This window comes from Mesorhizobium sp. L103C105A0, assembly GCF_000502215.1.
In the GTDB taxonomy this organism is placed as follows: Bacteria; Pseudomonadota; Alphaproteobacteria; order Rhizobiales; family Rhizobiaceae; genus Mesorhizobium.
Genome location: NZ_AYXF01000002.1, coordinates 70,622 through 95,790 on the forward strand (window position 1 = coordinate 70,622; position 25,169 = coordinate 95,790).

Here is a 25,169-nt window from a genome sequence, read left to right on the forward strand (position 1 = left end):
CACAATTCGCCGTTTGCAGCCACCGATGCGGCGCGGCCGCTTTGACGCGCCAGCAGGAAATCCATTGGAGCCATCTTCATGCCTGTTTCGGCTGTCGCCCTGAAGACCGTAGACCTTCCTGAATTCGCCGAGCCGACCGTGATGCCGCTGCTTAAGCGCCAGACCTACGAAGCGCGCATCGAGGCTCTGCTGGCGCGCGGCGCCGAAGCCGGGCTCGACGGCTTTGCCGTCTATGGCGACCGCGAGCACGCGGCCAATGTCGCCTATCTCAGTGGTTACGATCCGCGTTTCGAGGAGACGTTGCTGGTCATCGTCCCCGGCAGCCAGCCAAAGCTTCTCGTCGGCAATGAGGGCTGGGGCTATGCCGAAATCTGCGACGGGCCTTACGAGCGCGTCCTCTACCAGACCTTCTCGCTGCCGGCGCAGCCACGCGACCGCTCGGCCTCTCTATCCGACACGCTTGCCGCCTGCGGCCTGAAGGCCGGCCAGAAAATCGGCGCCATCGGCTGGAAGCCGTTCGGCGCCGGCGATGGCGGCTTTGGCGAGACGACGCTCGACCTGCCGTCCTTCATCGCCGATACGCTGCGCACACTGGCCGGCGACAGAGGCGCGGTGGTCAACGCCGCCAACCTGTTGATGAACCCATCCGACGGCCTACGCGCCATCAACGAGGCAGACCAATTGGCGTCCTTCGAATTCGCCGCGACCTTTTCCTCGCAGGGCCTGCGCAACGTGCTTGGGAATATTGAGCCCGGCATGAGCGAATTGCAGGCCGCGCGGCTGATGGGGATCAACGGCCTGCCCCTGTGCTGCCACCCGATGCTGTCCGCCGGCAGGCGTGCGCCCTACGGCTTGCCTAGCCCGCGCCTCGACATCATCAAGCGCGGCGATCCCGTCACAATGGCCTATGGCATCCAGGGCTCGCTCAACGCCCGCGCCGGCTTCCTGGTCGAGAGCGCGGCCGAACTGCCGCGCGAGATAAGCGACTATGTCGAACAGCTGGTAGCGCCCTATTTCGCCGCCGTCGTCGACTGGTACGAGACCATCGGCATAGGCGTTGCCGGCGGAGCGCTTTGGAAAGCCGTGCATGACCGCATAGGCGACCCGTTCTTCGGCGTCTCGCTCAATCCCGGCCATCTCGTCCATATGGACGAATGGATGCATTCGCCGGTGTTTTCCGGCTCGGACATCAAGCTGCAATCGGGCATGGCGCTGCAGGTCGACATCATTCCGGCGACCGGAACCAGCTATTTCACCACCAACATCGAAGACGGTATCGCGCTTGCCGATGAGTCCCTGCGCGAGGAGATCGCGGCCCGCTATCCCGAGGCATGGCGCCGCATCGAGGCGCGCCGCGCCTTCATGGGCGATGTGCTCGGCATCAGGCTCAAGCCCGAGGTATTGCCCTTCTCCAACATCCCTGCGTTCCTGCCGCCATTCTGGCTTTCGCGCAACAGTGCGATGGCTGTGACCCGACGCTGACCACATTTCGGCTGGACACGACTTACTTCTGCCGCACTCTCACTGTCCGGGAGGTGTCGCGGAGGGTAGACGGGCCGAGGGTAGACAGGCCTTTGGGCCTCAAAGTGAATTCTATGTGAATTCATCTTTCGATTGGAATTTTTGACGTGCGTTTGAAGACGATTTGCATTCTTGCACTTGCCCTGTTGATCGCCGGCTGCGGCGGCCGCAAAACCGAGGAACTGCTCGGCAGCGCCGTCATGTCCACGCCGGTGACCGAAATCTCGGGCAATCACTCGATCTTCATTGCCACCACACGCAAGAAATCCGACGATCCCAACAAAGTTTTCGACGGCGAACGCTCGGCGACGCTGAACTACGCCCGCGTCACCGTCACCGTTCCCGGCATCCACCAGACCGGCCAGATCGAGCGCCGCTCGCGCGGCAGGTCCAACGACCCAGCGAAGTACTTCATGGCCTCCGAGGTCGTCGGCTACGATGCGCAGCCGAAATTCTCCAGTGCGCTCAATGCCGACATTGCCGCGCGCGGCGGCCGCGTCATGGTCTTCGTGCATGGCTACAACACCGGCTTCGACGACGCGGTCTACCGCCTGACCCAGATCGTCCACGATTCCGGCTATCCCGGCACGCCGGTGCTGTTTTCCTGGGCATCCGGCGCCAGAACCACCGACTATGTCTATGACAAGGAAAGCGCCAGCGCCGCCCGCGATCAGCTGGAGGTGACATTGCGCATGCTGCAGCAGTCCGGCGCGCGGCGCATCGACATCGTCGCCCACTCGCTCGGAACCTGGGTGACCATGGAAACGCTGCGCCAGATGGCCATCACCGGCGACCGCGATCTCGGCGGCAAGCTCGGCGATGTCGTGCTGGCCTCTCCCGACATCGACGTCGACGTCTTCAAGAGCCAGATGCGCCGCTACGGCAAGCCGGACAAGCCGTTCATCCTGCTGCTCTCCGACGACGACCGGGCGCTGCGGCTCTCAGGCCTGATCGCAGGCTCGCGGCCACGCGTCGGCGACTACAAGGATGCCGCCGACCTCGCCGCTTATGGCGTCACCGTGGTCGACCTCTCCAAGGTCAAGGGAGGCGACAGCTTCAACCACACCAAATTCGCCGACAATCCCGAACTGGTGAAGATGATCGGCCAGCGGCTGCGCGAGGATGACGGCTTTGCCAGCGACCAGACGGTGACCGACCGTATCAGCGCGCTCGGACAATAAGGCTGTCGCCTTGCGGCGACCGTCGCCGCGTGAGGTCGCGAATGCCGCTCGGCCCGATCACTTTCAACTGGACCGGGCCGGTCTCTGCCTCTACGACATTGAAATCGGCGCCAATGCGCCAGCGGGAGCCCGCTTGAACGAGCGATGGAAGACTGTCCTGGTCCTTGCGTTCGCGCTAGCTGCCGCCGGCTGCGCCGGCCCCAACACCCATGACCTGTTGAACGAGACGACGGTTTCGGTGCCTGCCTCCGACATCGCGGCCACCCACGAAATCTTCGTCGCCACCACCCGCAAGCAGGCGACCAAGGACCCACGCCAGGTGTTCGATGGCGATCGCTCGCTGACCACCAGCTACGCCCGCGTCGACGTCACCGTGCCGAAGGTCCACCAGGTCGGCGCCATCGAGCGCGCCAAGGGCTCGGCCAATTCGAACCCGGCCAAGCAATTCACCGCCACCGACGTCGTCCACTATGGCGACGCCTCGCAATTCGCCAAGGCCGTCGGTGCCAACATCACCATGAATGGCGACCGCGCGCTGGTCTTCGTCCACGGCTTCAACAACGGCTTCGACGATGGGGTCTACCGGCTGACGCAGATCGCCCACGACACCGAATATCCGGGTACGCCGATCTTGTTTTCGTGGGCTTCGAGCGGCAAGACCACGGGCTATATCTACGACAAGGACAGCGCCAACGCCGCGCGCGACGACCTCGAGGCGACGCTCAGGATGCTCGCCAAGACAAAGGTCAAGAGCATCGACATCATCGCGCATTCGATGGGAACCTGGGTGACGATGGAAGCGCTGCGCCAGCTCGCCATCACCGGCGACCGCGATCTCGACGGCAAGCTCGGCCGTGTCGTCCTGGCATCGCCCGATATCGATGTCGACGTCTTCAAGAAGCAGATGATCCGCTACGGCAAGCCCGACAGGCCGTTCGTCATCCTGCTTTCCGCCGACGACCGTGCTCTGAGACTGTCCAGCCTGCTATCCGGCGACAAGCCGCGCGTCGGCGACTACGGCAACGCCGCCGACATTGCCAGCTACGGCGTGGTCGTGGCCGACCTCAGCCAGATCAAGGGCGGCGACCGCCTGAACCACGCCAAATTCGCCGACAACCCGTTCCTGGTGCAATTGCTCGGCGACCGTCTGCGCGCTCCAGCCGGCCTGGCATCGGACGAACCCACGCAGGGTCAGATCGACAATCTCGGCCGAGGCCTCGGCAAGGCAGTCGGATCCGTCGCCGAGATCATCATCACCACGCCATTCAAGGTGCTGACCATCGCCACCGGCGGATGAGAGCCGGGGCTGATCTCAGATAAACAAACCGACCTTCTGGAACGTCGTCACGTCGATCAGGCCGACATCGGAAATCCTGAGTTCCGGGATGACGACCAGCGCCAGCAGCGAGTGCTGCATGTAGGCGTTGTTGAGCGAGCAGCCCATCTTGCGCATTGCTTCGGTGAGTTTCTCGGCCTTGGCCGCCACGATTTCGGCGCGCTCGTCCGACATCAGCCCGGCGATCGGCATTTCGACAAGCGCCAGTTCCTTGCCCTTCGAAAACAGCACCACGCCCCCGCCGACCTCGCCCAGCCGGTTGACGGCCAGCGCCATGTCTTCCTTGTTGGTGCCGACGCAGATGATGTGGTGGGCATCATGTGCGACGCTCGACGCCATGGCGCAGTCGCCCATATAGCCGAAGCCTGAGACGAAGGCATTGGTGACGCCGCCGGTGCCGCGGTGGCGCTCGACCAGCGCGATCTGGCAGATGTCGTTGCGGCGGTCCATGGCGACCAGCCCGTCCTCGACCGGCAGGTCGGCCTCCAGCGCCCGCGTCGGCGCCTGGTTTTCGATCACGCCGATGACCCGCACCCGCACCTCGTTGGCGCCCTTGGGCGCCGCAATGTCGAAGTCGCCTGGCTTCAGCTTCTTGCCGAGCTTGACGGTGTTCTTCGCCGATTTGGGGTAATCATAGGCCGGAATGTCGATCTCGAGCTTGCCGCCCTTGGCCAGCCTGATACCGCGGCCATAGACCTCGTCGATGGTCATGGCGGCAAGATCGGAGACGATCAGCAGATCGGCCAGCCGTCCCGGCGCGATCGAGCCCAGTTCGCGCTCCAGCTTGAAATGCTGGGCGGTATTCAGCGTCGCCATCTGGATCGCCGTCACCGGCTTCAATCCCTGCTGGATGGCGTGGCGCACCACCCGGTCCATATGGCCTTCATGCACCAGCGTGCCGGAATGGCTGTCGTCGGTGCACAGGATGAAGTTGCGCGGGTCGAGACCGCTCTCGGTCACCGCCTTGATCTGCGAGGCAACATCGTACCAGGCCGAGCCCAGCCGCAGCATTGCCTTCATACCCTGGCGCACACGGGCGATTGCGTCCTCGGCGCGTGTGCCTTCATGGTCGTCCTCCGGCCCGCCGGCGACATAGCCATGGAACGGCAGGCCGAGATCGCGCGACGCATAGTGGCCGCCGACCGTTTTGCCCGCTCGCACCGTGGCGGCTATCTCGCCCGACATCACCGTATCGTTGGCCACGACACCGGGAAAATTCATCACTTCGCCGAGCCCGATGATGTTTTCCCAGGTCATCGCTTCCGTGACATCGGCGACCGTCAGTTCGGCCCCGGCATGCTCCAGCCCCGGCGCGGACGGCACGCAGGACGGCATCTGGACATGGACGTTGATCGGCATGGCGACGGCCTCGTCATGCATCAGCCGCACGCCGGGCAGACCCAGCACATTGGCGATCTCGTGCGGATCGATGAACATCGAGGTGGTGCCGTGCGGGATGACGGCGCGGCAGAACTCGGTCACCGTCACCATGCCGCTCTCGACATGCATGTGCGCGTCGCACAGGCCGGGCACCAGATAGCGGCCGCCGGCATCGACCACCTTGGTGCCCTGGCCGATGGCATGGCTGGCATTCGGCCCGCAATAGGCGAAGCGGCCGCCGGCAACGGCGATGTCGGTGCCGGCTATGATTTCGCCGGAGTGCACGTTCACCCAGCGGCCGTTGCGAATGACGAGATCGGCAGGCTTGCGCCCCGTCGCGACGTCGACCAGATGCGTCGCCATCTCGGTCCAGGGTTTGGGTTTCGTCGCCGACGGCTGCTTGGCCATGAAAGACTCCTGTTTGCCAGACTGTGCCAAGCCGGCAAGGTTTTGGCCAGCGATCACAGACGAAATCCGCTCGATGAGATTCGCCCGGGCGGATGCGCCGCACCTGCTCACCCCGATGACAGCATCAACGGCGCGGTCATTCAGTTTGGCTTGTGCCGGCACTTATGCTACCATTCTGGCTATGGTGCTGATTTGCGCCGACGACCCGCCGCGAGGCGGGTTTTTGTTATGATGAGGCCGAAACCTCCTGAGGTGAAGTCATGATCCGGTTCCTGAAAGCATTCGCCTTCGTCACCCTGTTCCTGATCTCGTCCGGCTTTGCATCCGCCGAGGAGCGTTGGCAGACCTTGCCGGAGCCGGCGGCGATGCCCAAACCGGATCAGAGCGGATATGCGCCGGTCAACGGCGTTCAGATGTACTATGCCGTTTTCGGCGCCGGTGATCCGATTCTCCTGATTCATGGCGGCCTTGGCCATGGCGACATCTGGGCAAGCCAGGTGGCGACCATGTCCAAGACGCACAAGGTTATCATCGCCGACAGCCGCGGCCATGGCCGCTCTACCCGCACCGAGCAGCCTTACGGCTATGACCTCATGGCGTCGGACTATCTTGCGCTGCTCGACTATCTCAAGATCGACAAGACCGCTCTTGTCGGCTGGAGCGACGGCGGCATTATCGGCATCGACATCGCGCTGCATCATCCGGAGCGGCTGACACGGCTCTTTGCGCAGGCCGCCAACGTCACCACCGATGGCGTCGATCCGGGTGTGCTGACCAACAAGACCTTTGCCGCCTATATCGACCGCTCGGGCCGCGACTACAAGAAACTTTCGAAGACTCCCGACCAGTACGATGCCTTCGTGGCGCAGATCAGCCACATGTGGGAGTCGGAGCCGGCCTGGACCAAGGAACAGCTCGGCAAGATAACCACGCCGACCGCGATCGTTGCCGGCGACCATGACGAGGCGATCAAGCGCGAACACACCGAATACATGGCCTCCGTCATTCCGGGCGCCAAGCTCATCATCCTGCCCAACGCCAGTCATTTCGCCATGCTGCAGGCGCCGGACGAATATAGTCAGGCGGCGCTGGACTTCATTGACGCCAAATAGCGCCCCCAGCTAAAGCACCCAGCGCAGCAACGGGTGCATTCCGATTGTTGAACAATGGGTTCCGTTTTGCGGCGAATAGGATTACCTTCCGACAAGGCGCCTTCTGAACCGCCTTTTCGGAGAACTCGATGCGCTGTCTGACGATTGCCAGTGCCGGATTTCTGATTGCTCTGGCCGGGCCGGCGTTCGCCGCCGACCCGATGGCGGTGCCGATGACCGAACCAGGCTTCGACTGGACCGGCTACTATGCCGGCCTGCAGGCCGGCTACGGCTGGGGCCAGTCCGACATATCAGTGACGGAAGGCGCGCCGTTTTCCATCTCGCCCGACATTGACGGCGGTTTCGTCGGCGGCCATGTCGCTGGCCTGTGGCAGTTCGATCAGGCGGTGCTCGGCGCCGAGGCGGAGCTCAATTATTCCGCCGTCGACGGTACGGCGGTATCAGGCCTTGGAAGCACATTCCGCACGGACATCAAGTGGTTCGGATCTGTAAACGCCAAAGCGGGCTTCGCCATGGACCGCGTGCTGGTCTACGGCGTCGGCGGCGTCGCCTTTGCCGGCATCGAAACTTCGCAAGTCGCGGGCGCGTCGTTCGCCGGCACACGCACGAATGTCGGCTGGACCTTGGGCGCCGGCGTCGACTACGCGCTGACCGACAAATTCATCGTCGGCGCGCAATATCGCTATTACGATTTCGGCTCCGAGCACTATGACGTGGCGGAACCCTTCAACGATCGCGATCAGGATGTGAAGCTGAACGCGGTCGGTATCAATCTCAGCTACAAATTCTGAGCGTTCTCGGCGACTGAGATTTTCGCGACAACCAATTGTTTTGAAATCACGAACCACCTTTCATGAGTTCGACACTCGGCAAAAGATGGCTTGACGGGTTTTCGCTGGCGTCTGAAAAGGGCTGGCCTGCGGACGTGGCGGAATTGGTAGACGCAAGGGACTTAAAATCCCTCGATCTCTGATCGTACGGGTTCGATTCCCGTCGTCCGCACCAAATTGAAATGCTTAGGATTCGTTCTGTAAGAACTCACTGGCTACCATAGAAAAGGCTGACGCGGGTAGCCGTAGAGCCGGGATACAAAAGCCGGGAACTGCCATGCTGGAGTTTTGGTGTTCGGTATTGGCTGCCGTAAGAACAGTGACGGGGCTGACGGCGCAACTGCGCTTGAGCCAAATCCCGAACCTGTAGCCCTTTCGGTCGTAAGCTCGGCAGTTGGGGATCTAATGCAGCCGAAAAACGACGGTATCCGTGTCGCCGGACTTGCATCGAATGCCGACCAAAATGCCGGTTTCATAGTCATTGACGTGCCACGGTCGGAACGTCGACCACACCGCAGCGATCAAAAGCTATATTACAAGCGTGCTGGTAGCTCTTCATACGCTATGGAGCATGTCGGCATAGAGGATGTGGCTGCAGAACGTCTCAAAGACCTTTGCGAGCCGGCCACCTATTGGCCAGGGCAATCCTCTTCGAGTGTAAGCCGCAACTCACAGACCCTATCATGCCGATGCCACTGGGGCTTGGCTTTGATAAAAGCGCATTGGTAGAGGAGAGGGACAAAACTGAAGAGGTTTAACACTCTTGCTGGAATACCTGCTGCAACACTCCTGTCGGTAGCGACCGACCGCGCGGGCCAGGTCAAGCACTCCCTTGGGAGCCGGCTGGGGCCGCAGCGGCCTCAACCCGGTGGGCATGCTCCGTCGCGATTTTAAGAAGAGTTGCAGCCGTTTCCTGTGGCGTCCAACCTTGCGCTTCTGACGCAGTCACCAAGGCCGCAAACGCGGCTTCTAATGCGACTTCACAGTTCACCTCACGGTCTGGGCTATCCTCTGGCAATATCGGGGTTCGACGGATTGGGACATCGTGACTTCTTTCAAAGGGGAAAAACCCGCCGCCCCAGCCTTTTGCCACTCAAACATTTCAGCAAAGGATCATTCCAGCTATCAGCAGCGTGATTAGAACTGACAACGGCACGGCCAGAAGACCGACCAACTCAACATTTCTTGTGTTTTGTCGCTTGTCCATCTTCGTCGCCCGCATGTCGTTGGCTTTGGCATCTTGCCGTCAACGTGCAGCTGTTGGAACCAACCACAAGTGCCGCTGATCGGAGATTCAGTCGGTGCTGCATATTAGCAACACATTGTGGAACGATCGGGCGGCATCAGCCAATTGCTTTTGAATGCCCTTGCACTTGCTTCGTACGATTCCGTACAGTTTCCCCCATTGGGGGAGGCGGCCGATGGACCATGACGAGGAAGGCTACAGCATTGACGCCTTCGATTTCGATGTGGTGTGCGAGACCTTCAGGAGTTCCGTTCGGGAGCTGAACCTGGCTGAAGAGCATTGGGTAGACCACGCGAAGGCGCTCCTACGGGAATTCACCGACAGCGCACCTGACGACGACATGATTAGCCGGATCGTCGGGCGCTAGTGGCCTATACAGCCGTAGTTTGTTAGAATCGTACCCAGGTCCTGCCACGGAAACCTTTTCCAAGGTTTGCCGCGTCATAGAGGCATCACAGAAGCTCTTGGAACAGATTGCCCAGCGCGGAGGCCCATTAACGAAAAAGCTCGCCACCTTGAGGCAACGGGCATCGCCAATGCCCTCAGAGAGCCCTGCCTGGACGTGTGGCGTCCTGTCCGGCCCTCGCCATTGATTTCGTCGGCAAGCTTGTCTTTGGCCTCGTGATAGGAGTTGGCATCGGGATGGCAATCGCCGGCTGCCAAGGATGCCGGGCCGCTGGCCGACCTATCAGTCAGGCGTCCGTAGCCAGAGCGTTATAAAGCAGCAAACACGCCAGGATAGAAACGGCGCTGCCTAGCAGCTGGTCTGCCGTCAGGCCGGAAAAATAGACAAGATGAAACGTCACCATCGCCCTACCAATCACGGTTCGGAACACTGCCGAATTAACCGTTAGCCGACGCTAATGTTCCGCTCTGGACTCACTACCGCTTTGGAAGAATCCTGCCGCAGCGATCAGCGCCCCGCCGACCTTGATCTCAACGTCGGTGCCACAAGGCTTTCCTTCGTTCGCATGGTTCGCAGAGATTAGCACGATCGCATACTCTCATCTCATCCGGCGTCGTCTCCCTCACAAAGCAGCGCCGGTAAGGCTCGGCGACCTTCTTGTTTGTCCCGTGTGCCAAAGGAGGTCGCCGGGCCTGCCGTTGCTCATCTTTGCTGGTGGTTGCTCCTGATGGCTGCGCTTGGCGCCGTCGCCCTACTGCTACCTGCGCGGTAAGGCCGGCGAGCCCTCTTGTCAGGCAGTCCGGCATGTAGGATTATAGTCCTCGTTGCGGCGACCCCTCAATGGAGAGCGCCAATGGCCAGAACCAAACCTTCGGAACAACTTTCCCGGGCTGAAATCCAGCGCTTCCTGGCGGCAGCCGAAGCGCTGCACAAGAGCATCGTCGGGCCGCTCCTGGCGTACCACGGCGAGCACTACCAAGCTCTACGTAAGGTCCATGGACCCCTGTTGAAGTCGATCGAGACCATCACCGGCCAGAGGGCGCAGTTCATCCGCTGGAACGGTACAGGACCGGCACAGCCCCGGGACAAGCCTCCGGGCTAAGTCTCCTCCCGGAAATCCAGCAGCTTGGCATGGCGAAGCTTCTCCTCGCCCTTTAGGAACCGCACGCGGCCGACCAGGCCCGGCTTTAGCCATTCGGCCTTGTCACTCTTGAGCCCTTTCGGCGCCGGCCCGCCAATCTTGCCTTGCACGCGGTCCCATAGGCGCTGGCGCTTGTCCGCCTTGAAGGTGACGAAGGCGCCGCCGGCATAGTGGCCTTTGTCGGCCATCAGCACCATGGCAGGCTTGCCGGCCTCGCGCTGCACGCCGATGATGTCCATCTCCTTTTCGGCATAGCACTTGATCTTGCGCCAGTTCGTCGTCGGACCCGACCGATACTTGCTGCCCTTCCGCTTTGAAACGATACCTTCAAGCCCAGCCTGGTCGACCAGATGAAAGACGGCGTCGCCAGTGCCCGGCATCGCTTCGCTGAACTGGATTCGGCCGCCGTCCGGGATCAACGCCCGGAGGATCTCGCGACGGTCTTCCACCGGCGTGTTCCGCAAGTCATGCCCGTTCAGATGCAAGAGGTCGAATGCTAGCAGATACAGATCGCGCGACGGCTTGCGGCTGGTCGCGGCTGATTGATGCGCATGGAAGTCGGATAGGCCAGCCTCATTGATCGTAATGGTCTCGCCGTCGATGATGAAGTCTTTCGCCTCGATCGCTTCCGCCTCACCGGCAAGTTGGATGTAGCGGCCCGTCCAATCATAACCGTTCTTGGTGATCAGCCGAATCCCGTCATCATCCTTGATGACCTGGGTGCGGTAGCCATCGAATTTGATCTCATGAATCCAATCATCGCCCATCGGCGGCGTGTCGACCAGTTCGGGTTCCATAGGCTTGATGAATTTCAGACGCATGCACTGACTCGCAGAACCACGACTTCAATTAGCTATCGCTAAATTAGTTCCGGAACATTTTAGACGAATTGGATGTTTGAAGGGCTATGAAGATCGAAGCCGACCAATGCCGGGCAGCGCTGACGCTCATCCGGCGCACAATGGAAGAGCACTGTCCTCCTGGCGTGCTGCCGAGCGAAGAGATGGTCAATGGGCTCTATGGTCCGGAACTGATCCATGAGGCGGAAGCCATTGCCGCCGGCATCGTCGCAACCATTGACCAGCTGCAATTGCCCGTGATGAAACCGCCGTCCCCTAGTATCAAATAGAGACCGACACAGGGAAGGTCGCTTGGCCGCGCGATCGTGGGCTCGCAACGACCGGCGAGGCGATGCCGGCCTCACCAAGGGTTACAGCCCCTCGACCAGCAGCGAAGGCGGCTCGCGGCAGTGCAACGCCCGAAGTGTTTCGAGACGACGATGTCCACCGAGCGTAGCCAGCGCGCGTCGTGCTGCACAAGGACCGAGGCAGCGGCACGGCCGCCCGGGTTACTCCAAAGGCGGCTCTTCGCTCTGTGGAGCCAAAACGGTGATATCCATCCTGGCGATTGTCGATGCGGCGCGCCCCTGGGCGCCAGAATCCGTGTCGCCACTTTCTGCCGCCATTGCCTTGGCGCGATGTCCTACGCTGTCTGCGCTTTTGCCTGGCGCAAATCCTTCGCCCGGTTCTGTCTTTGCGGGTTTCGGTCGAGGTTCAGCTGCCTGCCGATGTTGGTTTCCAATCGCCGAGACCATTGATACCTCCCCTTGATGAGGCCGCGACTGTACCTGTCAAGGCTGTAGCGAGGCTGATCACTTAAGTGGTCGGGTTGCGCCCGCTCGTCGTGGCCCTCCGATCACTGGGCTCTCGATGCCTTGGCGCTCGCGGACGTCTGGCCGGGTGGGAAGTTCAAACTCAGCCGCCCTTTGCGGCACCGGCTTCGCCCGACAATTAGGAACGATTTCGCCCGCCATGTGTTACGCAATCATGAATCTCGCGGATCCCGGATCAACAATGGCAACCGATCTTTTCACGATGCAACTCGCTGATGCTCAGCAGCGCATCAAACAGACCGAGTTCGCGCTGGTACTCAGCGAGAAAATGGTGGCTGAGAACCTCGCTTTATCCAGCAGGATACGATCGGCGAGGCGGCGTGTCCTGAAGGCCGGAAGGCCTCTGGCGACAGTCGACTCAACAAGCTGAAAGAGTTCTTCAAATGATCTCGACCCAGTCCGGACGTGGGAGAGCTTGCCGGTAACCTTAGCGGTAATCGGCCGAGTCGCAGCAGGAAGCGCGCTGAAAACTTGCTCGATGAAGACTGCGGCGTCGCTATGAACGCTACNAAGCTGAAAGAGTTCTTCAAATGATCTCGACCCAGTCCGGACGTGGGAGAGCTTGCCGGTAACCTTAGCGTTAATCGGCCGAGTCGCAGCAGGAAGCGCGCTGAAAACTTGCTCGATGAAGACTGCGGCGTCGCTATGAACGCTACGGCTCAGTTGAGGCAGCACTTCGAAATCACGGCTATTGACCTGCTGAGCTATCAGTTTCCCTCGATCTCTAATGGTATGGGTTCTCCGCACCACCCTTCGCTCTTCGAGCTTCGGGTAGCACGCCACCAAGGCAGCCATCTCAAACGTCGAGATAGCCGGCGGCGACGAGCATTGCCTTGTACCGTTTGGCAAATCGGCTGGGCAAACGACTGAGGTAAGCTGACGCGCCAATATCCCAATGCGCGCCCAGTTCGCGGTCGAAGACAGCCGGGTCGAATTGCAGCAAGCCGCTGCGTGGGTAGACCGTGAATTCTCCGAAGATCGGCTCCCCCTCCTCCTCGTAGAAATCGACACGCACCATGTCGAACTCGCTGCCGAGCGCCTCGGCTGCCTCGATCATCCGCGCCAGGCTCTTGGGAGGGGGAATTTCCAGGCTCGAGTCGATCGCGCCCTGGACGATGTTCAGCGGGCGCCAATCGCGATCCAGGTGGGCGGTATTCTTGACCGTGGAACGGAAGGCGACGACGACAATGTAGGCGACGTGGCCAGCCAGCACACAGAATTTGTAGTCGACCGGGTCATAATCCTGGTCCTTGCCGACAAGCGCTTCGACGAAAACCCGCCGCTCTATGTGCGCATAGCTGCGCTCCAGCTTGCGGGCGCCATAGGTTTGGCCAAGGTATTCCGTCATCTCGGCAATGATCGCCTCCCGGTCGGCGTTGGCCGGATCGCGAACGATGACATTCATGGCGCAACCGTGGTTGCATTTGACGGCGTAGGGGATTTTCAGGTCATCGAAAGGGATCTGGCGCGGATCGTCGCCCTGCCACAGCACCTCCGGGATGGCGAGCCCGGGAAGCCGCTCCCTGACGATTTCCTTGGACTTGAGCTTGTCGAGAAGGCCGGTAAAGCGAGGATCGTCATCGAAAATCTTGCGCCAGTGGATCTTTTCCGTGAACGTCACCGGGGCTGCAAAATTCGGCAGATGCCGCATCCGCTCAAGGAAACGCTGGGTCAACCGGCGGTAGCGGACAAGCAGCGCGGCGTTCAGCAAGATGAGAGATGCCCGCGCGCTGTTTCGCTTCAGCCATGCCTTTGCGCCACGCGCCATTCCGGTGTCCTTGCAACCTGCGCAACTTCATCCGCGAAGTGGACGTGCCACCCTGCCCGCAGCAGTGAGGCACGTCGAGCTTCGCCGAGCTAGCCCTTCATCGGGTACAGTTTCAAATGCTGGATCAGGATGATCGTCTTGGCGTCGATGATGCGGCCGTCTGAAATGCCGGCCAGCGCTTCATCAAGCCGCATTTCCAGAACCTCGATGTCCTCGCCCTCGTCGGCCGCGCCGCCGCCGGCCGAGATGCGGTCGGCGGGTGAATAGCGGGCGACGAAGAACCACAGCCGTTCGGTGACGCTGCCCGGGCTCATATAGGGGGAAAACAGCCGCTCGATGTTCTGTAGGCGGTAGCCGAGCTCTTCCTCGGCCTCCTTGAGGATGGCGGTTTCGGGATCGTTTTTGTCGAGCAGGCCGGCGCAGGCCTCGATCAGCGGTTCGCGGTGGCCGGTGACGTAGGCGGGGTAGCGGAACTGCCGCACCAGAAGCACCGTCTGACGCTCGGGATCGAAAGGCAGGATCACCGCGCCGTCGCCACGATCGTAGGTCTGGCGAATCTGCGTCTCCCACTGCCCGTCGCGCCGACGGTAATCGAGAACGGTCTTCTTCAGGACCGCCCAGTCGTCGGACAGGACTTCCTCCGAGCGGATGCGGATACGATCTTCCATGATGAGCTCCAAGCTGTCGGCGCCATGGCGTAACCGCGAACGGTTTTGCGCGCAACCGAAACGGCGAAGCTTTCACCGCCTCGTGTCTGGTGCCGGCAACTGCCATCGCCTAAATAGCTGCAGTCCCTCTCCGGAGTTTTTTTGATGACCGCAGCGCTTTTCCAGCCGATCGCCCTCGATGGCCTGACCTTTCCGAATCGTATCGCGGTGGCGCCGATGTGCCAGTATTCCGCCGAAGATGGCTCGGCCAGCGACTGGCATCTCTATCACTGGATGAACCTGGCGATGTCGGGCGCCGGCATGGTCACCGTCGAGATGACCGACGTCGAACGGCGCGGCCGCATCACCCATGGCTGCCTCGGCCTCTATTCCGACGACAACGAGGCGGCCGCCCGGCGCACGCTGGATGCAGCAAGGCGCGTCGCCGCGCCGGAAACGAAATTCGGTATTCAGCTTGCCCATGCCGGCCGCAAGGCCTCCAACCGAAAGCCCTGGGAAGGCGGCGGCCCATTGCAGCCGGGCGAGGATCCCTGGCAGACCGTCTCGGCCTCGGCCATCGCCTATGACACCGGCTGGAATGTGCCGCATGCGCTGGAGGAGGATGAAATCCTGCAGCTTATCGAGCGCTTCACTCAAGCCGCGAGGCGGGCCGAGCGCGCCGGCTTCGACTTCCTCGAGTTGCACGCCGCGCACGGCTATCTGATCTTCCAGTTCCTGTCGCCGCTTTCCAACCAGCGCACCGACCGCTGGGGCGGCTCGCTGGAAAACCGCATGCGCTTCCTCATCGAGATCGCCAAATCGGTGAGGAAGGCAGTTCCAAACCTGATGCTTGGCGCCCGCCTGTCGGTGAAGGACTGGGTCGATGGCGGCTTCGAGGTCGAAGAGGCGATCGAGGTGGCCAAAGCCTTGAAGGCGCTTGATGTTGCCTATATCTGCTGTTCGAGCGGCGGCAATTCGCCGTTGCAGAAGCTGCCGACCGGCGCCGGCTATCAGGTGCATCTGGCCGAAGCGGTGCGCAAGGGCGCCGGCATCCCGACACGGGCTGTCGGCCTGATCGACGATCCCTCGCAGGCAGAGGCGATCGTCGCCGACGGCCGCGCCGACATAGTCGCGCTGGCCCGCGCCTTCCTCGCCGATCCGCGCTGGGGCTGGCGCGCCGCCGCCACCTTCAGCGAGAAAATCCATCCCGCGCCACAGCTCGCCCGCTCGGTGACGACGATGCAGCATTGGACGAAGGGCTGAACAGGCAGCGCCGACGGATGCGCCAAACGCATCTGCTGGACAGATTGCCGCAGCTTCGCGTTAATCCGCCCGCTATAGTCCCTGGGGGCAGGCCGCCTTGGCGGCCGGATTGGGAGCAAAGTCCATGGCATCAAGGGCAATCTATCCGGCGGCAGCCGCTCTGGTGGTCGCACTGTCGTTCGCCGCGTCGTCTCCGGTCGGCGCGCAATATTGCGAAGGCACGGTGCACGGCCTGTCCAGGCACTACGATCTGGATACCGGCAGCGGGTTTCTCGCCGTGCGCGTACGTCGTCGCGCATGATCGGGCAATTGTTCAACGGCGACCACACGGAGATTTTCGACCGCCGCGGCAACTGGTACCAGGTCGAAATCGGCGGACGGACCGGCCGGGCCAACGCCCACTGGCTGCGCAACGACTGCGGTTACTGAGACCAACGATTGCGGTTGGTGAGACGTTTGGGCGCAGGCTGACGGCCATTTTTGCAACCATATTGGCTGCTTTGCGTTGCGGCCATCATGGATAACAAACCTTTTGAAACCCCGGTCGTGGTCGAACTCGGCCATGTCGGCAAATATCGCCAGATCCGCAGCACCCAGGAAGCGGCGGAGTGTCTGATGACGGTGTGGCCGCTCAATCGCGGCCCGCGCCATCGTGATGCTCTCGACACTTGCCTCAAAGTGCTGGAAGGTTATCGTTCGACGGCCGATGCACGCAGGGCTTTGATCGAAGCGGCCAATGAATCGGAAGTGCTGGTTCCCGAAGACCGGCTGCCAGACGCCAAGTTGCATTGAAGCCCAAATTGCAATGAAAAACGGGCCGCATTGAGCGGACGGACGAACCGGAGGATTTCATGGCGAAGCTGACTTACAAGATCGTCGAGCATGACGGGGGCTGGGCCTACAAGGTCGGTTCGACATTCTCGGAGACATTCCCGACCCATCAGGATGCGCTGCGCGCCGCCGAGATCGCCTCGGCCGAACAGCAGATCGCCGGCGCCACGGACGGCATCCAGTATGAGGATGCCGAAGGCAAGTGGCACGACGAACTGGCCGACGGCCGCGACCGGCCGCAGACCGAAGTTTCCGACTGATCCTTGCCCCTCAGCTTTCGCTGCCGGCCGTGGATGCTCGCCTAAGCAATTCCCTTGGGAATTGCGTCAAAACAAACAGGCGGGACATCCTGCCGGTCAGTCGCCCGCGGCTTGATCACTTGCCGCAATATTGATCGTTCACGTTGGGCCTCACATTTCCATAGGGTCCTGACGGGTCGGAGGCGCACGGCCCCGTAGCGCCGCCATAGCCTTGGCTGCCGTCGGCATTGATGCTGCCGGTGGTGCTCTGGTCGACGGTCGATGACTGCTCGTTCCCGAAGGGCCACCAGCTGTGATGGTTGGAATACGTGCCGTCCGATGACTGCGCCATCGCCGATGTGGCAAGACCGATCGTCAGCACGGATGCTGCAAAAACTTTCCTGTACATTGAATTACTCCGTATCCGCCGCCTTGGGTGCGACACGGGGTAAACCGGATATCAGCCGAATGGTTCAGTGAAATTGTTGTGAGGCTGTGGTGAGGTCTTGGCCGGCGAATGCCCGCTCGGCAATGCGCTTGATGAAGGCGATGACGCGGTCCGGCTCGACGAGTTGCGGCATGTGGCCGAGGCCTTCGACCGTCTCGAAATCGAGCCCTTCGATCCTGTCCTTCATCGGCTCCCCATGTATGCGCATGGCGATGACGCGATCGGCTGTCCCGAAGAAAATGCCGGCCGGCATGGCGATCTCTCCATAGCGCTCTTCGATGCGGCCAAGATCCTCTTCGACCGCCACGAAATCGGTGGAGGTCGCATGGAAATGGCTTGGCCTCAGCCCGAGCCATCCGCCGCCATCGATCATGTAGTCGGCGGGAACGGCCTGCGGCGCGAAGATGAACTCCAGTGTCTGCCGCGCATATCCGAGGCTTGTCGGTATCGCGACGGTGTAGGACATGATCCAGCGCCAAAGCCGCGAACGGATATAGAGCAGGCCCGCTTTCTCGCGGGCGCCGGCTTCCAGATGCGTCAGCGGCGCCAGCAAAGCGATGCCGGAAATCGCGCCGGGATGCTCCACGGCCAGGGTCAGCGCGACGGCGCCGCCCAGGGAGTGCCCGACCACAAGCGGCCTTTCCAGCGCGAGCGTTTCGATGAAGCGCCTTATGATCTCGGCCTGCTCAGGCAAGCGGCCGGTGGCTCCTTTGGCCCGCACCGAATAGCCCGATCCCGGCCGGTCGAGCGCGATCAGCCGGCAACCGGGGCCAAAGCGCTCAAACAGCGTGTGGCGAAACTGGTGGAGCTGCGCGCCAAGTCCGTGCACGAACAGGATCGGCCGTCCCTCGCCCGTTTCGACATAATGGATGCGGCTGCCGTCGATCTCGACGAAGTTTCCGCTGGCCGGCACCAGCCTTTCGGCCTTGGCGGCAATCCAGAGCGTAGCGGCCACCAGGCAGGCCACGATGACGAGAGCCAGCACGGACAGGCCGGCGACAAGCCAAAGCAGAATCGATACCAGCATGTTTCACCCGGGAAGCGGACCGGCGCGCACCATCACCCACTGACGAACGCTCGGCAAGGCAGATGGCGGCTTGTGTCGGCATTGCCGCCAGTTCGATGGCGCGCTATCTCAGGCGACCTTCTTTCTGCCTCAGGCGACCTTGTCTGCCAATGGGCCTGTTTGCCGGAGCCTTCCATGCCTGAAATCGTCACTGCCGCCATGCTTGTCATCGGCGACGAGATTCTGTCCGGCCGCACCAAGGATAAAAATATCGGCCACCTCGCCGACATCATGACGGCCATCGGCATCGACCTGAAGGAAGTGCGGATCGTTCCCGACGAGGAGGACGAGATTGTCGCTGCGGTGAATGCCGTGCGCGCCCGCTACACCTATGTCTTCACCACCGGCGGCATTGGCCCAACGCATGACGACATCACCGCCGATTCGATTTCCAAGGCTTTTGGGGTGCCGTGCGAATACGACGCCAAGGCCTATGCCATGCTGGGCGAGAGCTATGCCGCGCGCGGCATCGAATACACCGAGGCCCGCAAGCGCATGTCGCGCATGCCGCGCGGCGCCGACCATATCGACAATCCGGTCTCCGTCGCGCCCGGCTTTCGCATCGGCAACGTCCATGTCATGGCCGGCGTACCGGCGATTTTCCAGGCCATGCTCGACAATGTCGTGCCGACGCTGAAGGCCGGCACCAAGATGCTGTCGGCCACCGTCCATTGCCCGTTCGGCGAAGGCCTGATCGGTGGTCCCCTGGGCGATATCCAGAAGGCGCATCCCGACACCATCATCGGCTCGTATCCGAAATATGGCGACGGCAAGTTCTGGACGGAGCTGGTCGTCCGCGCCCGCAGCCAGGAGGCGCTGGATTCGGCACGCAAGGACGTCGAGGCGATGGTGGCCGGCTTCACCGCCGCCAATTGACCCTGGGTTCGCGGCCCATCGCCGGGCCGGAACCAAGCACCGCACTCCCACGTTTTCCCTCGGGCGCAGCACGCGCCGGCAGATTTGAGGGATTTCGCATGCGCTTCAAGACCATCGTCGCCATATTGCAGAACGAACAGGACGCCGAACGCGTGCTCGACTGCGCCATCCCGCTTGCCGACCGGTTCGAGAGCCATCTCATCGGCATCCATGCCGAAGCGCTGCCCGTTCCCTACACCTCGGCAACCGGCTTCCCCGACACCGAGTTCCTGCAGGTCTCCGCCGACATGAACCGCGAGCGCGCCGAGAAATTGCAGGCGCTTTTCGTTCGGCAGATCGAGAATTCCGGCCTTTCCTTCGAATGGCGCAGCCTCGAGAGCTTTTCCGGCGACAGCGCGCTGACGGGTATTTCCAGCGTGCGCGCCGCCGATCTGATTATTGCCGCGCAGCGCGAGACCGGAGGCGACCAGAGCGCCGATGTCGACACGCTGGTTTACGATGCCGGCCGGCCGGTGCTGGTGGTGCCGCATGAGGGGCCGTTGGTCACCACATTCAAACATGTGCTGCTGGCCTGGAACGGCAGCAAGGAGGCGGCGCGTGCCGCCTTCGACGCGCTGCCCTTCATCATCGAGGCCGAGAAAACCGACATTCTGGTCATCGATCCGCCGGATACGCTGGATGACAACCCGGAAGCCGCCGGCGCCGAGATCGCCGCGGCACTCTCCAGGCATGGCGCAACGGTCAGCGTGTCGGTGCAAAAATCGGGTAATGCTTCGGTCGATGACGTCATCCAGACCCGGATCGCCGAGACCGGAGCCGACCTTCTGGTGCTCGGCGCCTACAGCCATTCCTGGCTGCGTCAGCTTTTGTTCGGCGGCGTCACGCGCACCGTGTTGCGCAGCGTGCCGGTTGCGGCCTTTTTGTCGCGGTAACTCCACAGACTGGCCCCGCCCTTGCCAATGCCCTGACTTTCCAGTTAATTCCGCGCGCATTCCACAATGGTGCGCGCGGAGTGCAGAATGTCCCTTCCCGAAAAAGCCTTTCCGGTCTCCTGGGACCAGTTCCACCGCGATGCCCGGGCGCTCGCCTGGCGGCTTGCCGGCGCCAACAAGGGACAGTGGAAGGCCATCGTCTGCATCACCCGTGGCGGCCTGGTTCCCGCCGCCATCATCTCGCGCGAACTCGGAATACGCGTCATCGAGACGGTCTGCGTCGCCTCTTATCACGACTACACCAGCCAGGGGCAGTTGCAGGTGCTGAAGGAGATCACCCCGGCGCTGCTCGCCGATGATGGCGCGGGCGTGCTGATCATCGACGACCTCACCGACACCGGCAAGACGGCAGGCATCGTGCGCGCCATGATGCCCAAGGCGCATTTCGCCACCGTCTACGCCAAGCCGAAAGGCAGGCCGCTGGTCGACACCTTTATCACCGAAGTCAGTCAGGACACCTGGATCTACTTTCCCTGGGACATGGGTTTTACCTACCAGAAGCCGATCGCCGACGATCACGCAGGCTGATTCGCGCCAGCCCCATTTCTGCCCAGACGGCCAAACCCGCCCCGTTTGCTATGAAAACAGGCACTGGAAGGGACAATATTCTGTCGAATCGACAGCTGTTGGCGGAGTTTGACGGGTCGGTGTGAGGTTTTTTACTTTTAAGACTTACACTTGTCGGTAAGATTCATACGGCGGCTAACGATTCTGAGGGCTGGGGTAGCTTTCACTGATGCTGACGACACCGGCGACACACGACCATCTGGCTGAAAGGGTCCGCAAGCTCTTCGGCACTTCGCCTTGTCGCCTGCAGGTTGCCGCTTTGCCATGGCGCAATAACGAAGACGGCGTCGAGATCATGCTGATCACCAGCCGAGACACCGGGCGTTGGGTGCTGCCGAAGGGCTGGCCCGAGGCCAGGGAGCCGCTCTGCGAGGCAGCGGCGCGCGAGGCGGGCGAGGAAGCCGGATTGCGTGGCAAGATTTCGCTTTTCGAGGCCGGTCGTTACTTCTACGCCAAGGCCCTCGCGTCCGGCGAGGAAGTCCCTTGCGAAGTGCTGGTGTTTCCGCTGCAGGTCGAGCACGTTGCCGACCGCTGGAAGGAAAAGCGCGCGCGCACCCGCAAATGGGTCAATGGGGCCGAGGCCGTACGCATGGTCAACGAGCCGGACCTCTGCCAGATCATCGCCCATTTCTGCGCCGATCCCGACAAGTTCGTCGTTAGAGCCTAGCTCACAGCCACCGCTGCATAGTCCTGCGCGCCCGCACCGGTTCTTGCCCCGATTCCGGGCTCGGTGCTTCGCTCCGCGCGCCAGCAATCCGACACTATAAATCCCTCCCCTTCAGGCCAAGCTTAGCCACAGCTTGACATGCAGGCATTTACCTGCATATTGTGTCTTCAAGATGAGTGAGACCGATGGACGCCGACAAGGTTTTCAAAGCGCTGGGCGACCCGACCCGCAGAATGCTGCTCGATCTTCTGTGTGAGAAGAACGGCCAGACGCTCGGCGAGCTTTGCGAAAATCTCGACATGGCGAGGCAATCCGCCACGCAGCACATCGATCTGCTGGAAGCGGCCAATCTGATCAGCACGGTCAAGCGTGGCCGCGAGAAGCTGCATTTCATCAACCCCGTGCCGCTGCACGAAGTCTACGAGCGGTGGGTGCGAAAATTCGAACGGCAGCGGCTGAGCCTGCTGCACGACCTGAAACAAGAACTCGAAGGAGACGACCAATGACCCGGGAAACCACCAGTTTTGTCTACGTGACCTACATCAGATCGACGCCACAAAAGGTGTTCGAAGCCATCACCAGGCCCGATATCGCCAAGCGCTACTGGGGCCACGAAAACGTCTCCGACTGGAAGCCCGGCTCGAAATGGGAACACATCCGCGCCAATGACGAACGGACCGTCGAACTCGTTGGCAAGGTCGTCGAAATCTCGCCGCCGACCCGCCTGGTCATGAGCTGGGCCAACGCCTCGCAGGCCGACGATCCGACCAAGCACAGCCAGGTGACGTTCGCCATCGAGGAATACGACACCATGGTCAAGCTGACCGTCAGCCATGACGAGCTCGAAGCCGGCAGCGGCATGGCCAAGGGCATCAGCCAGGGTTGGCCGGCCGTGCTGTCCAGCATGAAATCCTTCCTCGAAACCGGCACAGGCATCGACCTGTTCGCCAAGCCGAAATCGGCCTGAAGCAACCGCGGAGAACGATGATGACCAAGCACTTTACCGGCGGCTGCGCCTGCGGCGCGATCCGCTATGAGGCCAGCGGCGAGCCGATCTTTCAGAATCACTGCCAATGCCTCGATTGCCAAAAGCGCAGCGGTACTGGCCATTGTTCCTATGTGACCTTCGGCCGGCGCGCTGACGTAAAGATCACCGGCGAGCCGAGCACGTGGCGGATGATCGCCGACAGCGGCAATGAAAAAGCCCAGGCCTTTTGCCCGACCTGCGGCACGCCGGTCTACGTAACGTTCGTCGCCATGCCGGAGGTGACGGCGATCCAGGCCACGAGCCTCGACGATCCCGGCCAGTTCGACCCGCAGGCGGTCACCTACACCGTGCGCGGCCACGCCTGGGACACGATCGACCCAGCGCTTCAGCCATTCGAGCGAATGCCTGGATGAACCAGGCAGAGCCCTATCCCTCGGATAGGGCTCTGCGTTCAGCTCAGATCACCAGGCCCTTGGTCAGTTCCAGCGCCTGCCGCTCGAACAGGCGGCGGTAGATGCCGCCCTTCAGCCGGATCAGCTCGTCATGCGAGCCTTCCTCGACGATCTTGCCACGGTCGAACACGAGCAGCCTGTCCAGCGCCCGCACCGTCGACAGACGGTGTGCGATGACCAGCGTCGTGCGGCCGACCATCAGCCGCTCCATCGCCTGCTGGATCAGCACTTCCGATTCCGAATCGAGGCTCGATGTCGCCTCGTCCAGGATCAGGATGCGCGCATCCGCCAGGAAGGCGCGTGCGATCGCCACGCGCTGGCGCTCGCCGCCCGACAGCTTCACGCCGCGTTCACCGACCAGCGTGCCGTAGCCCTTCGGCAGGCTGGTGATGAAGTCGTGCGCGCTGGCGAGCTTGGCGGCATGCTCGATCTCGGCCTGCGTGGCGTCCGGACGGGCATAGGCGATGTTTTCCGCCAGCGAGCGGTGGAACAGGATGGGCTCCTGCTGGACGATGGCAATCTGCGCGCGCAGCGACGCCTGTGCAACCTGGGAGATGTCTTGGCCATCGATCAGGATCCTGCCGCCGCTGACATCATAGAGACGCTGGATCAGCTTCACGAAGGTCGTCTTGCCCGAGCCGGAATGGCCGACCAGTCCGACCCGCTCGCCCGCCGTTATCTCCGCCGAAAAGTCGCGGTAGAGCGGCAAGCGATGGCTACCATAGTGGAAGGTGACGTTATCGAAGGCGATGTGGCCATGCGTGATCCGGATCGGCTTGGCGCCGGGCCGGTCCTCGACGCCGAGCGGTTGCGACTGGAAATCGACCAGTTCCTCCATGTCGTTGACCGAACGCTGCAAATTGCGGATATGCGTGCCGATGTCCCTGAGGTAGCCCTGCAGCACGAAGAACGAGGTCAGCACGAAGGCGACATCGCCCGCACTTGCCTGGCCCCAGGCCCACAGCATCAGCGACAGGCCGATTACTGCCGTCCGCAGCACCAGCAGCATGGCGCCTTGCGTCGTGCCGTTGATGGTGCCGCGCACCCAAGTGCGGCTGGTCCGCGCGCGCCATTTGGCGACGACCTTGGCAAGACGCGTTTCCTCGCGCGTCTCGGCGCCGAAACCCTTGACCACGGCATTGCAGCTCACCGCATCGGCAAGCGAGCCGCCAAGCCGCGTATCCCAGCTGTTGGCGAGCCGTGCCGCGGGCGCGACATAGCCGAGCGACAGCAGCGCCGTCACGGTGATGAACAGCAGCGAGCCGACTGCCACGACCAGCCCCATCAGCGGCCAGAACCAGCCGAGCAGCAACGTCGAGCCGACCAGCATGGCGACCGACGGCAGCAACGCAATCAGGATGGTGTCGTTGAGCAGGTCGAGAGCCCACATGCCGCGCGTAACCTTGCGCACCGTCGATCCGGCAAAGCTATTGGCGTGCCAGTCGGTTGAGAAGCGCTGCACGCGATAGAACGCGTCGGCGGCGATGTCGGCCATCATCTTCAGCGTCAGCTCGACAATACCCATGAAAGCCAGGTTGCGCAGCACCACGCCGGTCAGCGCCAAAGCGATGAGCGCGGAGAACGCCGCCATTGCCGCATTCCACGCGACATCGTCAGCCAACGCACTGCTGGCTACGGCGTCGACCAGCCGGCCGGAATAGAGCGGCGTCAAGACATCGGCCAGGGTCGACAGCAGGAAGCTGCCCATGATCAGCGAAAGCCGCCACGGCTGGCGCCGCCAGTGGCTGAGCGTGAAGCCAAGAACGCTGCGAAAGGCGCTTGCACGCAGATCGATTCGAAAACGAGGCATGATGTCCTCCGGGCGCAAAAATGCCCGGTCCCGGTAAGGTCGAAAAATTGAAAACCGCGCTGGGCAATTCGCCCTGATATGCGGAGGTTCGGCATAGGTGGCGGCGCGCCCTAGATATCGGGTGGCGACCGGCATCGGCAAAAGCCTGTACTCGACCCGGCATCGGCGCGAAGGACAAGCCTTCGCCGGACGCCAGGTGAGACCTAAGCTTCGCGGCCTCGCATTACCATGTGAAATACTGCCATTCGGACCTCCCGCAAGGCAATTGCGGAGCGGTCCTTATAGAGACGCCTCGGCGGATCGCCAAGAGCGAGCGAGCGGC

Annotated in this window: 28 protein-coding genes and 1 tRNA gene; 22 read left to right on the top strand and 7 right to left on the bottom strand. The window is 62.0% G+C overall.

Annotated features, from left to right (window positions below; genetic code table 11):
* The first annotated feature begins 78 nt into the window (after positions 1-78).
* From X727_RS159275 to X727_RS159265, 3 genes are all read left to right on the top strand, one after another.
* On the top strand, positions 79-1,482 hold the full coding sequence (locus X727_RS159275; RefSeq protein ID WP_023833725.1) for an aminopeptidase P family N-terminal domain-containing protein: 1,404 nt from the start codon (positions 79-81) through the stop codon (positions 1,480-1,482).
* Between the two features lie 146 nt (positions 1,483-1,628).
* Positions 1,629-2,702, top strand: coding sequence for an alpha/beta hydrolase (locus X727_RS159270; RefSeq protein ID WP_023706608.1), 1,074 nt, complete (start codon positions 1,629-1,631; stop codon positions 2,700-2,702).
* A gap of 133 nt (positions 2,703-2,835) precedes the next feature.
* On the top strand, positions 2,836-3,999 hold the full coding sequence (locus X727_RS159265; protein WP_023744838.1) for an alpha/beta hydrolase: 1,164 nt from the start codon (positions 2,836-2,838) through the stop codon (positions 3,997-3,999).
* 15 nt (positions 4,000-4,014) lie between these two features.
* Here the strand turns inward: X727_RS159265 and ade are convergent, their stop codons facing one another.
* Positions 4,015-5,826 carry an adenine deaminase gene (gene ade / locus X727_RS159260; protein ID WP_023744837.1) on the bottom strand — a complete coding sequence of 604 codons (1,812 nt, stop codon included), beginning with the start codon at positions 5,824-5,826 and terminating at the stop codon, positions 4,015-4,017.
* 260 nt (positions 5,827-6,086) lie between these two features.
* Between ade and X727_RS159255 the strand changes: the two genes are divergently transcribed.
* The 5 genes from X727_RS159255 to X727_RS159235 all read left to right on the top strand — a co-directional run bounded on the left by X727_RS159255 (position 6,087) and on the right by X727_RS159235 (position 10,522).
* Positions 6,087-6,938 (top strand): alpha/beta hydrolase, encoded by an 852-nt coding sequence (locus X727_RS159255; protein ID WP_023744836.1) that lies wholly within the window; start codon positions 6,087-6,089, stop codon positions 6,936-6,938.
* A 128-nt stretch (positions 6,939-7,066) separates the two neighbouring features.
* Positions 7,067-7,729, top strand: a complete 663-nt coding sequence (locus X727_RS159250; protein WP_023744835.1) for an outer membrane protein — start codon at positions 7,067-7,069, stop codon at positions 7,727-7,729.
* 128 nt (positions 7,730-7,857) lie between these two features.
* Positions 7,858-7,943: transfer RNA gene (locus X727_RS159245), tRNA-Leu, on the top strand.
* Positions 7,944-9,189: 1,246 nt separating this feature from the next.
* Positions 9,190-9,381: a hypothetical protein gene (locus X727_RS159240; RefSeq protein WP_023744832.1), complete on the top strand. Its 192-nt coding sequence runs from the start codon at positions 9,190-9,192 to the stop codon at positions 9,379-9,381.
* Positions 9,382-10,273: 892 nt separating this feature from the next.
* Positions 10,274-10,522: a hypothetical protein gene (locus X727_RS159235; RefSeq protein WP_023744831.1), complete on the top strand. Its 249-nt coding sequence runs from the start codon at positions 10,274-10,276 to the stop codon at positions 10,520-10,522.
* On the opposite strand, the gene X727_RS159230 is transcribed toward X727_RS159235, so the two are convergent.
* Entirely contained in the window at positions 10,519-11,382 is an 864-nt protein-coding gene (locus X727_RS159230) for an ATP-dependent DNA ligase (protein ID WP_023667527.1), read from the bottom strand. The genes X727_RS159235 and X727_RS159230 overlap by 4 nt on opposite strands.
* 86 nt (positions 11,383-11,468) lie before the next feature.
* On the opposite strand from X727_RS159230, the gene X727_RS159225 reads away from it, so the two are divergent.
* Both X727_RS159225 and X727_RS1000000167765 read left to right on the top strand, forming a co-directional pair.
* Positions 11,469-11,690, top strand: a complete 222-nt coding sequence (locus X727_RS159225; protein WP_023681532.1) for a hypothetical protein — start codon at positions 11,469-11,471, stop codon at positions 11,688-11,690.
* Positions 11,691-12,414: 724 nt separating this feature from the next.
* A complete protein-coding gene (locus tag X727_RS1000000167765) occupies positions 12,415-12,603 on the top strand; it encodes a hypothetical protein (RefSeq protein ID WP_023688348.1) in 189 nt (62 codons plus the stop codon).
* A 426-nt stretch (positions 12,604-13,029) separates the two neighbouring features.
* Here the strand turns inward: X727_RS1000000167765 and X727_RS159215 are convergent, their stop codons facing one another.
* Both X727_RS159215 and X727_RS159210 read right to left on the bottom strand, forming a co-directional pair.
* A complete protein-coding gene (locus X727_RS159215; RefSeq protein ID WP_023744830.1) occupies positions 13,030-14,001 on the bottom strand; it encodes an ATP-grasp fold amidoligase family protein in 972 nt (323 codons plus the stop codon).
* Positions 14,002-14,090: 89 nt separating this feature from the next.
* The gene (locus tag X727_RS159210) at positions 14,091-14,669 is read right to left on the bottom strand and encodes an NUDIX domain-containing protein (RefSeq protein ID WP_023688346.1); all 579 of its coding nucleotides are present in this window, start codon (positions 14,667-14,669) and stop codon (positions 14,091-14,093) included.
* A gap of 144 nt (positions 14,670-14,813) precedes the next feature.
* Between X727_RS159210 and X727_RS159205 the strand changes: the two genes are divergently transcribed.
* From X727_RS159205 to X727_RS159195, 5 genes are all read left to right on the top strand, one after another.
* Positions 14,814-15,911 carry an NADH:flavin oxidoreductase/NADH oxidase gene (locus tag X727_RS159205; protein WP_023833729.1) on the top strand — a complete coding sequence of 366 codons (1,098 nt, stop codon included), beginning with the start codon at positions 14,814-14,816 and terminating at the stop codon, positions 15,909-15,911.
* A gap of 124 nt (positions 15,912-16,035) precedes the next feature.
* Positions 16,036-16,212 carry a hypothetical protein gene (locus X727_RS1000000168880; protein ID WP_245274126.1) on the top strand — a complete coding sequence of 59 codons (177 nt, stop codon included), beginning with the start codon at positions 16,036-16,038 and terminating at the stop codon, positions 16,210-16,212.
* Complete coding sequence (locus X727_RS1000000169545; protein ID WP_280805966.1) at positions 16,209-16,340, top strand: hypothetical protein; 132 nt, start codon at positions 16,209-16,211, stop codon at positions 16,338-16,340. The genes X727_RS1000000168880 and X727_RS1000000169545 overlap by 4 nt, the downstream gene beginning before the upstream one ends.
* Positions 16,341-16,424: 84 nt before the next feature.
* Positions 16,425-16,703: a DUF982 domain-containing protein gene (locus X727_RS159200; RefSeq protein WP_032888656.1), complete on the top strand. Its 279-nt coding sequence runs from the start codon at positions 16,425-16,427 to the stop codon at positions 16,701-16,703.
* Between the two features lie 59 nt (positions 16,704-16,762).
* Positions 16,763-17,002: a DUF2188 domain-containing protein gene (locus X727_RS159195; protein WP_023667535.1), complete on the top strand. Its 240-nt coding sequence runs from the start codon at positions 16,763-16,765 to the stop codon at positions 17,000-17,002.
* Between the two features lie 115 nt (positions 17,003-17,117).
* Here the strand turns inward: X727_RS159195 and X727_RS159190 are convergent, their stop codons facing one another.
* Together X727_RS159190 and X727_RS24140 are read right to left on the bottom strand one after the other, a co-directional pair.
* The gene (locus X727_RS159190) at positions 17,118-17,390 is read right to left on the bottom strand and encodes a hypothetical protein (protein ID WP_023667536.1); all 273 of its coding nucleotides are present in this window, start codon (positions 17,388-17,390) and stop codon (positions 17,118-17,120) included.
* Between the two features lie 64 nt (positions 17,391-17,454).
* Positions 17,455-18,456: an alpha/beta hydrolase gene (locus X727_RS24140; RefSeq protein WP_050591271.1), complete on the bottom strand. Its 1,002-nt coding sequence runs from the start codon at positions 18,454-18,456 to the stop codon at positions 17,455-17,457.
* 174 nt (positions 18,457-18,630) lie between these two features.
* Between X727_RS24140 and X727_RS159185 the strand changes: the two genes are divergently transcribed.
* The 7 genes from X727_RS159185 to X727_RS159155 all read left to right on the top strand — a co-directional run bounded on the left by X727_RS159185 (position 18,631) and on the right by X727_RS159155 (position 22,998).
* Complete coding sequence (locus X727_RS159185) at positions 18,631-19,371, top strand: competence/damage-inducible protein A (protein ID WP_023667538.1); 741 nt, start codon at positions 18,631-18,633, stop codon at positions 19,369-19,371.
* A 98-nt stretch (positions 19,372-19,469) separates the two neighbouring features.
* Positions 19,470-20,303 carry a universal stress protein gene (locus X727_RS159180; protein ID WP_023735339.1) on the top strand — a complete coding sequence of 278 codons (834 nt, stop codon included), beginning with the start codon at positions 19,470-19,472 and terminating at the stop codon, positions 20,301-20,303.
* Positions 20,304-20,390: 87 nt separating this feature from the next.
* Entirely contained in the window at positions 20,391-20,891 is a 501-nt protein-coding gene (gpt, locus tag X727_RS159175) for a xanthine phosphoribosyltransferase (protein ID WP_023667540.1), read from the top strand.
* Between the two features lie 208 nt (positions 20,892-21,099).
* Complete coding sequence (locus X727_RS159170; RefSeq protein ID WP_023667541.1) at positions 21,100-21,597, top strand: NUDIX hydrolase; 498 nt, start codon at positions 21,100-21,102, stop codon at positions 21,595-21,597.
* A 185-nt stretch (positions 21,598-21,782) separates the two neighbouring features.
* Positions 21,783-22,103: a helix-turn-helix domain-containing protein gene (locus tag X727_RS159165; RefSeq protein ID WP_023681541.1), complete on the top strand. Its 321-nt coding sequence runs from the start codon at positions 21,783-21,785 to the stop codon at positions 22,101-22,103.
* The gene (locus X727_RS159160) at positions 22,100-22,564 is read left to right on the top strand and encodes an SRPBCC family protein (RefSeq protein WP_023688339.1); all 465 of its coding nucleotides are present in this window, start codon (positions 22,100-22,102) and stop codon (positions 22,562-22,564) included. Before X727_RS159165 ends, X727_RS159160 begins: the two co-directional genes overlap by 4 nt.
* A 20-nt stretch (positions 22,565-22,584) precedes the next feature.
* Positions 22,585-22,998, top strand: coding sequence for a GFA family protein (locus X727_RS159155; RefSeq protein ID WP_023725741.1), 414 nt, complete (start codon positions 22,585-22,587; stop codon positions 22,996-22,998).
* Positions 22,999-23,041: 43 nt separating this feature from the next.
* Here the strand turns inward: X727_RS159155 and X727_RS159150 are convergent, their stop codons facing one another.
* Complete coding sequence (locus X727_RS159150) at positions 23,042-24,847, bottom strand: ABC transporter ATP-binding protein (protein WP_023735337.1); 1,806 nt, start codon at positions 24,845-24,847, stop codon at positions 23,042-23,044.
* Positions 24,848-25,169: the final 322 nt, after the last annotated feature.

What these genes read in the sequence shown, in the direction of transcription:
- X727_RS159215 (WP_023744830.1), bottom strand. Translation starts at nt 14,001, where the DNA reads ATGGCGCGTGGCGCAAAGGCATGGCTGAAGCGAAACAGCGCGCGGGCA.
- X727_RS159180 (WP_023735339.1), top strand. Translation starts at nt 19,470, where the DNA reads ATGCGCTTCAAGACCATCGTCGCCATATTGCAGAACGAACAGGACGCC.
- X727_RS159240 (WP_023744832.1), top strand. Translation starts at nt 9,190, where the DNA reads ATGGACCATGACGAGGAAGGCTACAGCATTGACGCCTTCGATTTCGAT.
- X727_RS159150 (WP_023735337.1), bottom strand. Translation starts at nt 24,847, where the DNA reads ATGCCTCGTTTTCGAATCGATCTGCGTGCAAGCGCCTTTCGCAGCGTT.
- X727_RS159165 (WP_023681541.1), top strand. Translation starts at nt 21,783, where the DNA reads ATGGACGCCGACAAGGTTTTCAAAGCGCTGGGCGACCCGACCCGCAGA.
- X727_RS159185 (WP_023667538.1), top strand. Translation starts at nt 18,631, where the DNA reads ATGCCTGAAATCGTCACTGCCGCCATGCTTGTCATCGGCGACGAGATT.
- X727_RS159235 (WP_023744831.1), top strand. Translation starts at nt 10,274, where the DNA reads ATGGCCAGAACCAAACCTTCGGAACAACTTTCCCGGGCTGAAATCCAG.
- ade (WP_023744837.1), bottom strand. Translation starts at nt 5,826, where the DNA reads ATGGCCAAGCAGCCGTCGGCGACGAAACCCAAACCCTGGACCGAGATG.
- X727_RS159225 (WP_023681532.1), top strand. Translation starts at nt 11,469, where the DNA reads ATGAAGATCGAAGCCGACCAATGCCGGGCAGCGCTGACGCTCATCCGG.
- X727_RS159255 (WP_023744836.1), top strand. Translation starts at nt 6,087, where the DNA reads ATGATCCGGTTCCTGAAAGCATTCGCCTTCGTCACCCTGTTCCTGATC.
- X727_RS1000000167765 (WP_023688348.1), top strand. Translation starts at nt 12,415, where the DNA reads ATGGCAACCGATCTTTTCACGATGCAACTCGCTGATGCTCAGCAGCGC.
- X727_RS159155 (WP_023725741.1), top strand. Translation starts at nt 22,585, where the DNA reads ATGACCAAGCACTTTACCGGCGGCTGCGCCTGCGGCGCGATCCGCTAT.
- X727_RS159205 (WP_023833729.1), top strand. Translation starts at nt 14,814, where the DNA reads ATGACCGCAGCGCTTTTCCAGCCGATCGCCCTCGATGGCCTGACCTTT.
- X727_RS159275 (WP_023833725.1), top strand. Translation starts at nt 79, where the DNA reads ATGCCTGTTTCGGCTGTCGCCCTGAAGACCGTAGACCTTCCTGAATTC.
- X727_RS159210 (WP_023688346.1), bottom strand. Translation starts at nt 14,669, where the DNA reads ATGGAAGATCGTATCCGCATCCGCTCGGAGGAAGTCCTGTCCGACGAC.
- X727_RS24140 (WP_050591271.1), bottom strand. Translation starts at nt 18,456, where the DNA reads ATGCTGGTATCGATTCTGCTTTGGCTTGTCGCCGGCCTGTCCGTGCTG.
- X727_RS159195 (WP_023667535.1), top strand. Translation starts at nt 16,763, where the DNA reads ATGGCGAAGCTGACTTACAAGATCGTCGAGCATGACGGGGGCTGGGCC.
- X727_RS1000000168880 (WP_245274126.1), top strand. Translation starts at nt 16,036, where the DNA reads ATGGCATCAAGGGCAATCTATCCGGCGGCAGCCGCTCTGGTGGTCGCA.
- X727_RS159170 (WP_023667541.1), top strand. Translation starts at nt 21,100, where the DNA reads ATGCTGACGACACCGGCGACACACGACCATCTGGCTGAAAGGGTCCGC.
- X727_RS159190 (WP_023667536.1), bottom strand. Translation starts at nt 17,390, where the DNA reads ATGTACAGGAAAGTTTTTGCAGCATCCGTGCTGACGATCGGTCTTGCC.
- gpt (WP_023667540.1), top strand. Translation starts at nt 20,391, where the DNA reads ATGTCCCTTCCCGAAAAAGCCTTTCCGGTCTCCTGGGACCAGTTCCAC.
- X727_RS159230 (WP_023667527.1), bottom strand. Translation starts at nt 11,382, where the DNA reads ATGCGTCTGAAATTCATCAAGCCTATGGAACCCGAACTGGTCGACACG.
- X727_RS1000000169545 (WP_280805966.1), top strand. Translation starts at nt 16,209, where the DNA reads ATGATCGGGCAATTGTTCAACGGCGACCACACGGAGATTTTCGACCGC.
- X727_RS159160 (WP_023688339.1), top strand. Translation starts at nt 22,100, where the DNA reads ATGACCCGGGAAACCACCAGTTTTGTCTACGTGACCTACATCAGATCG.
- X727_RS159250 (WP_023744835.1), top strand. Translation starts at nt 7,067, where the DNA reads ATGCGCTGTCTGACGATTGCCAGTGCCGGATTTCTGATTGCTCTGGCC.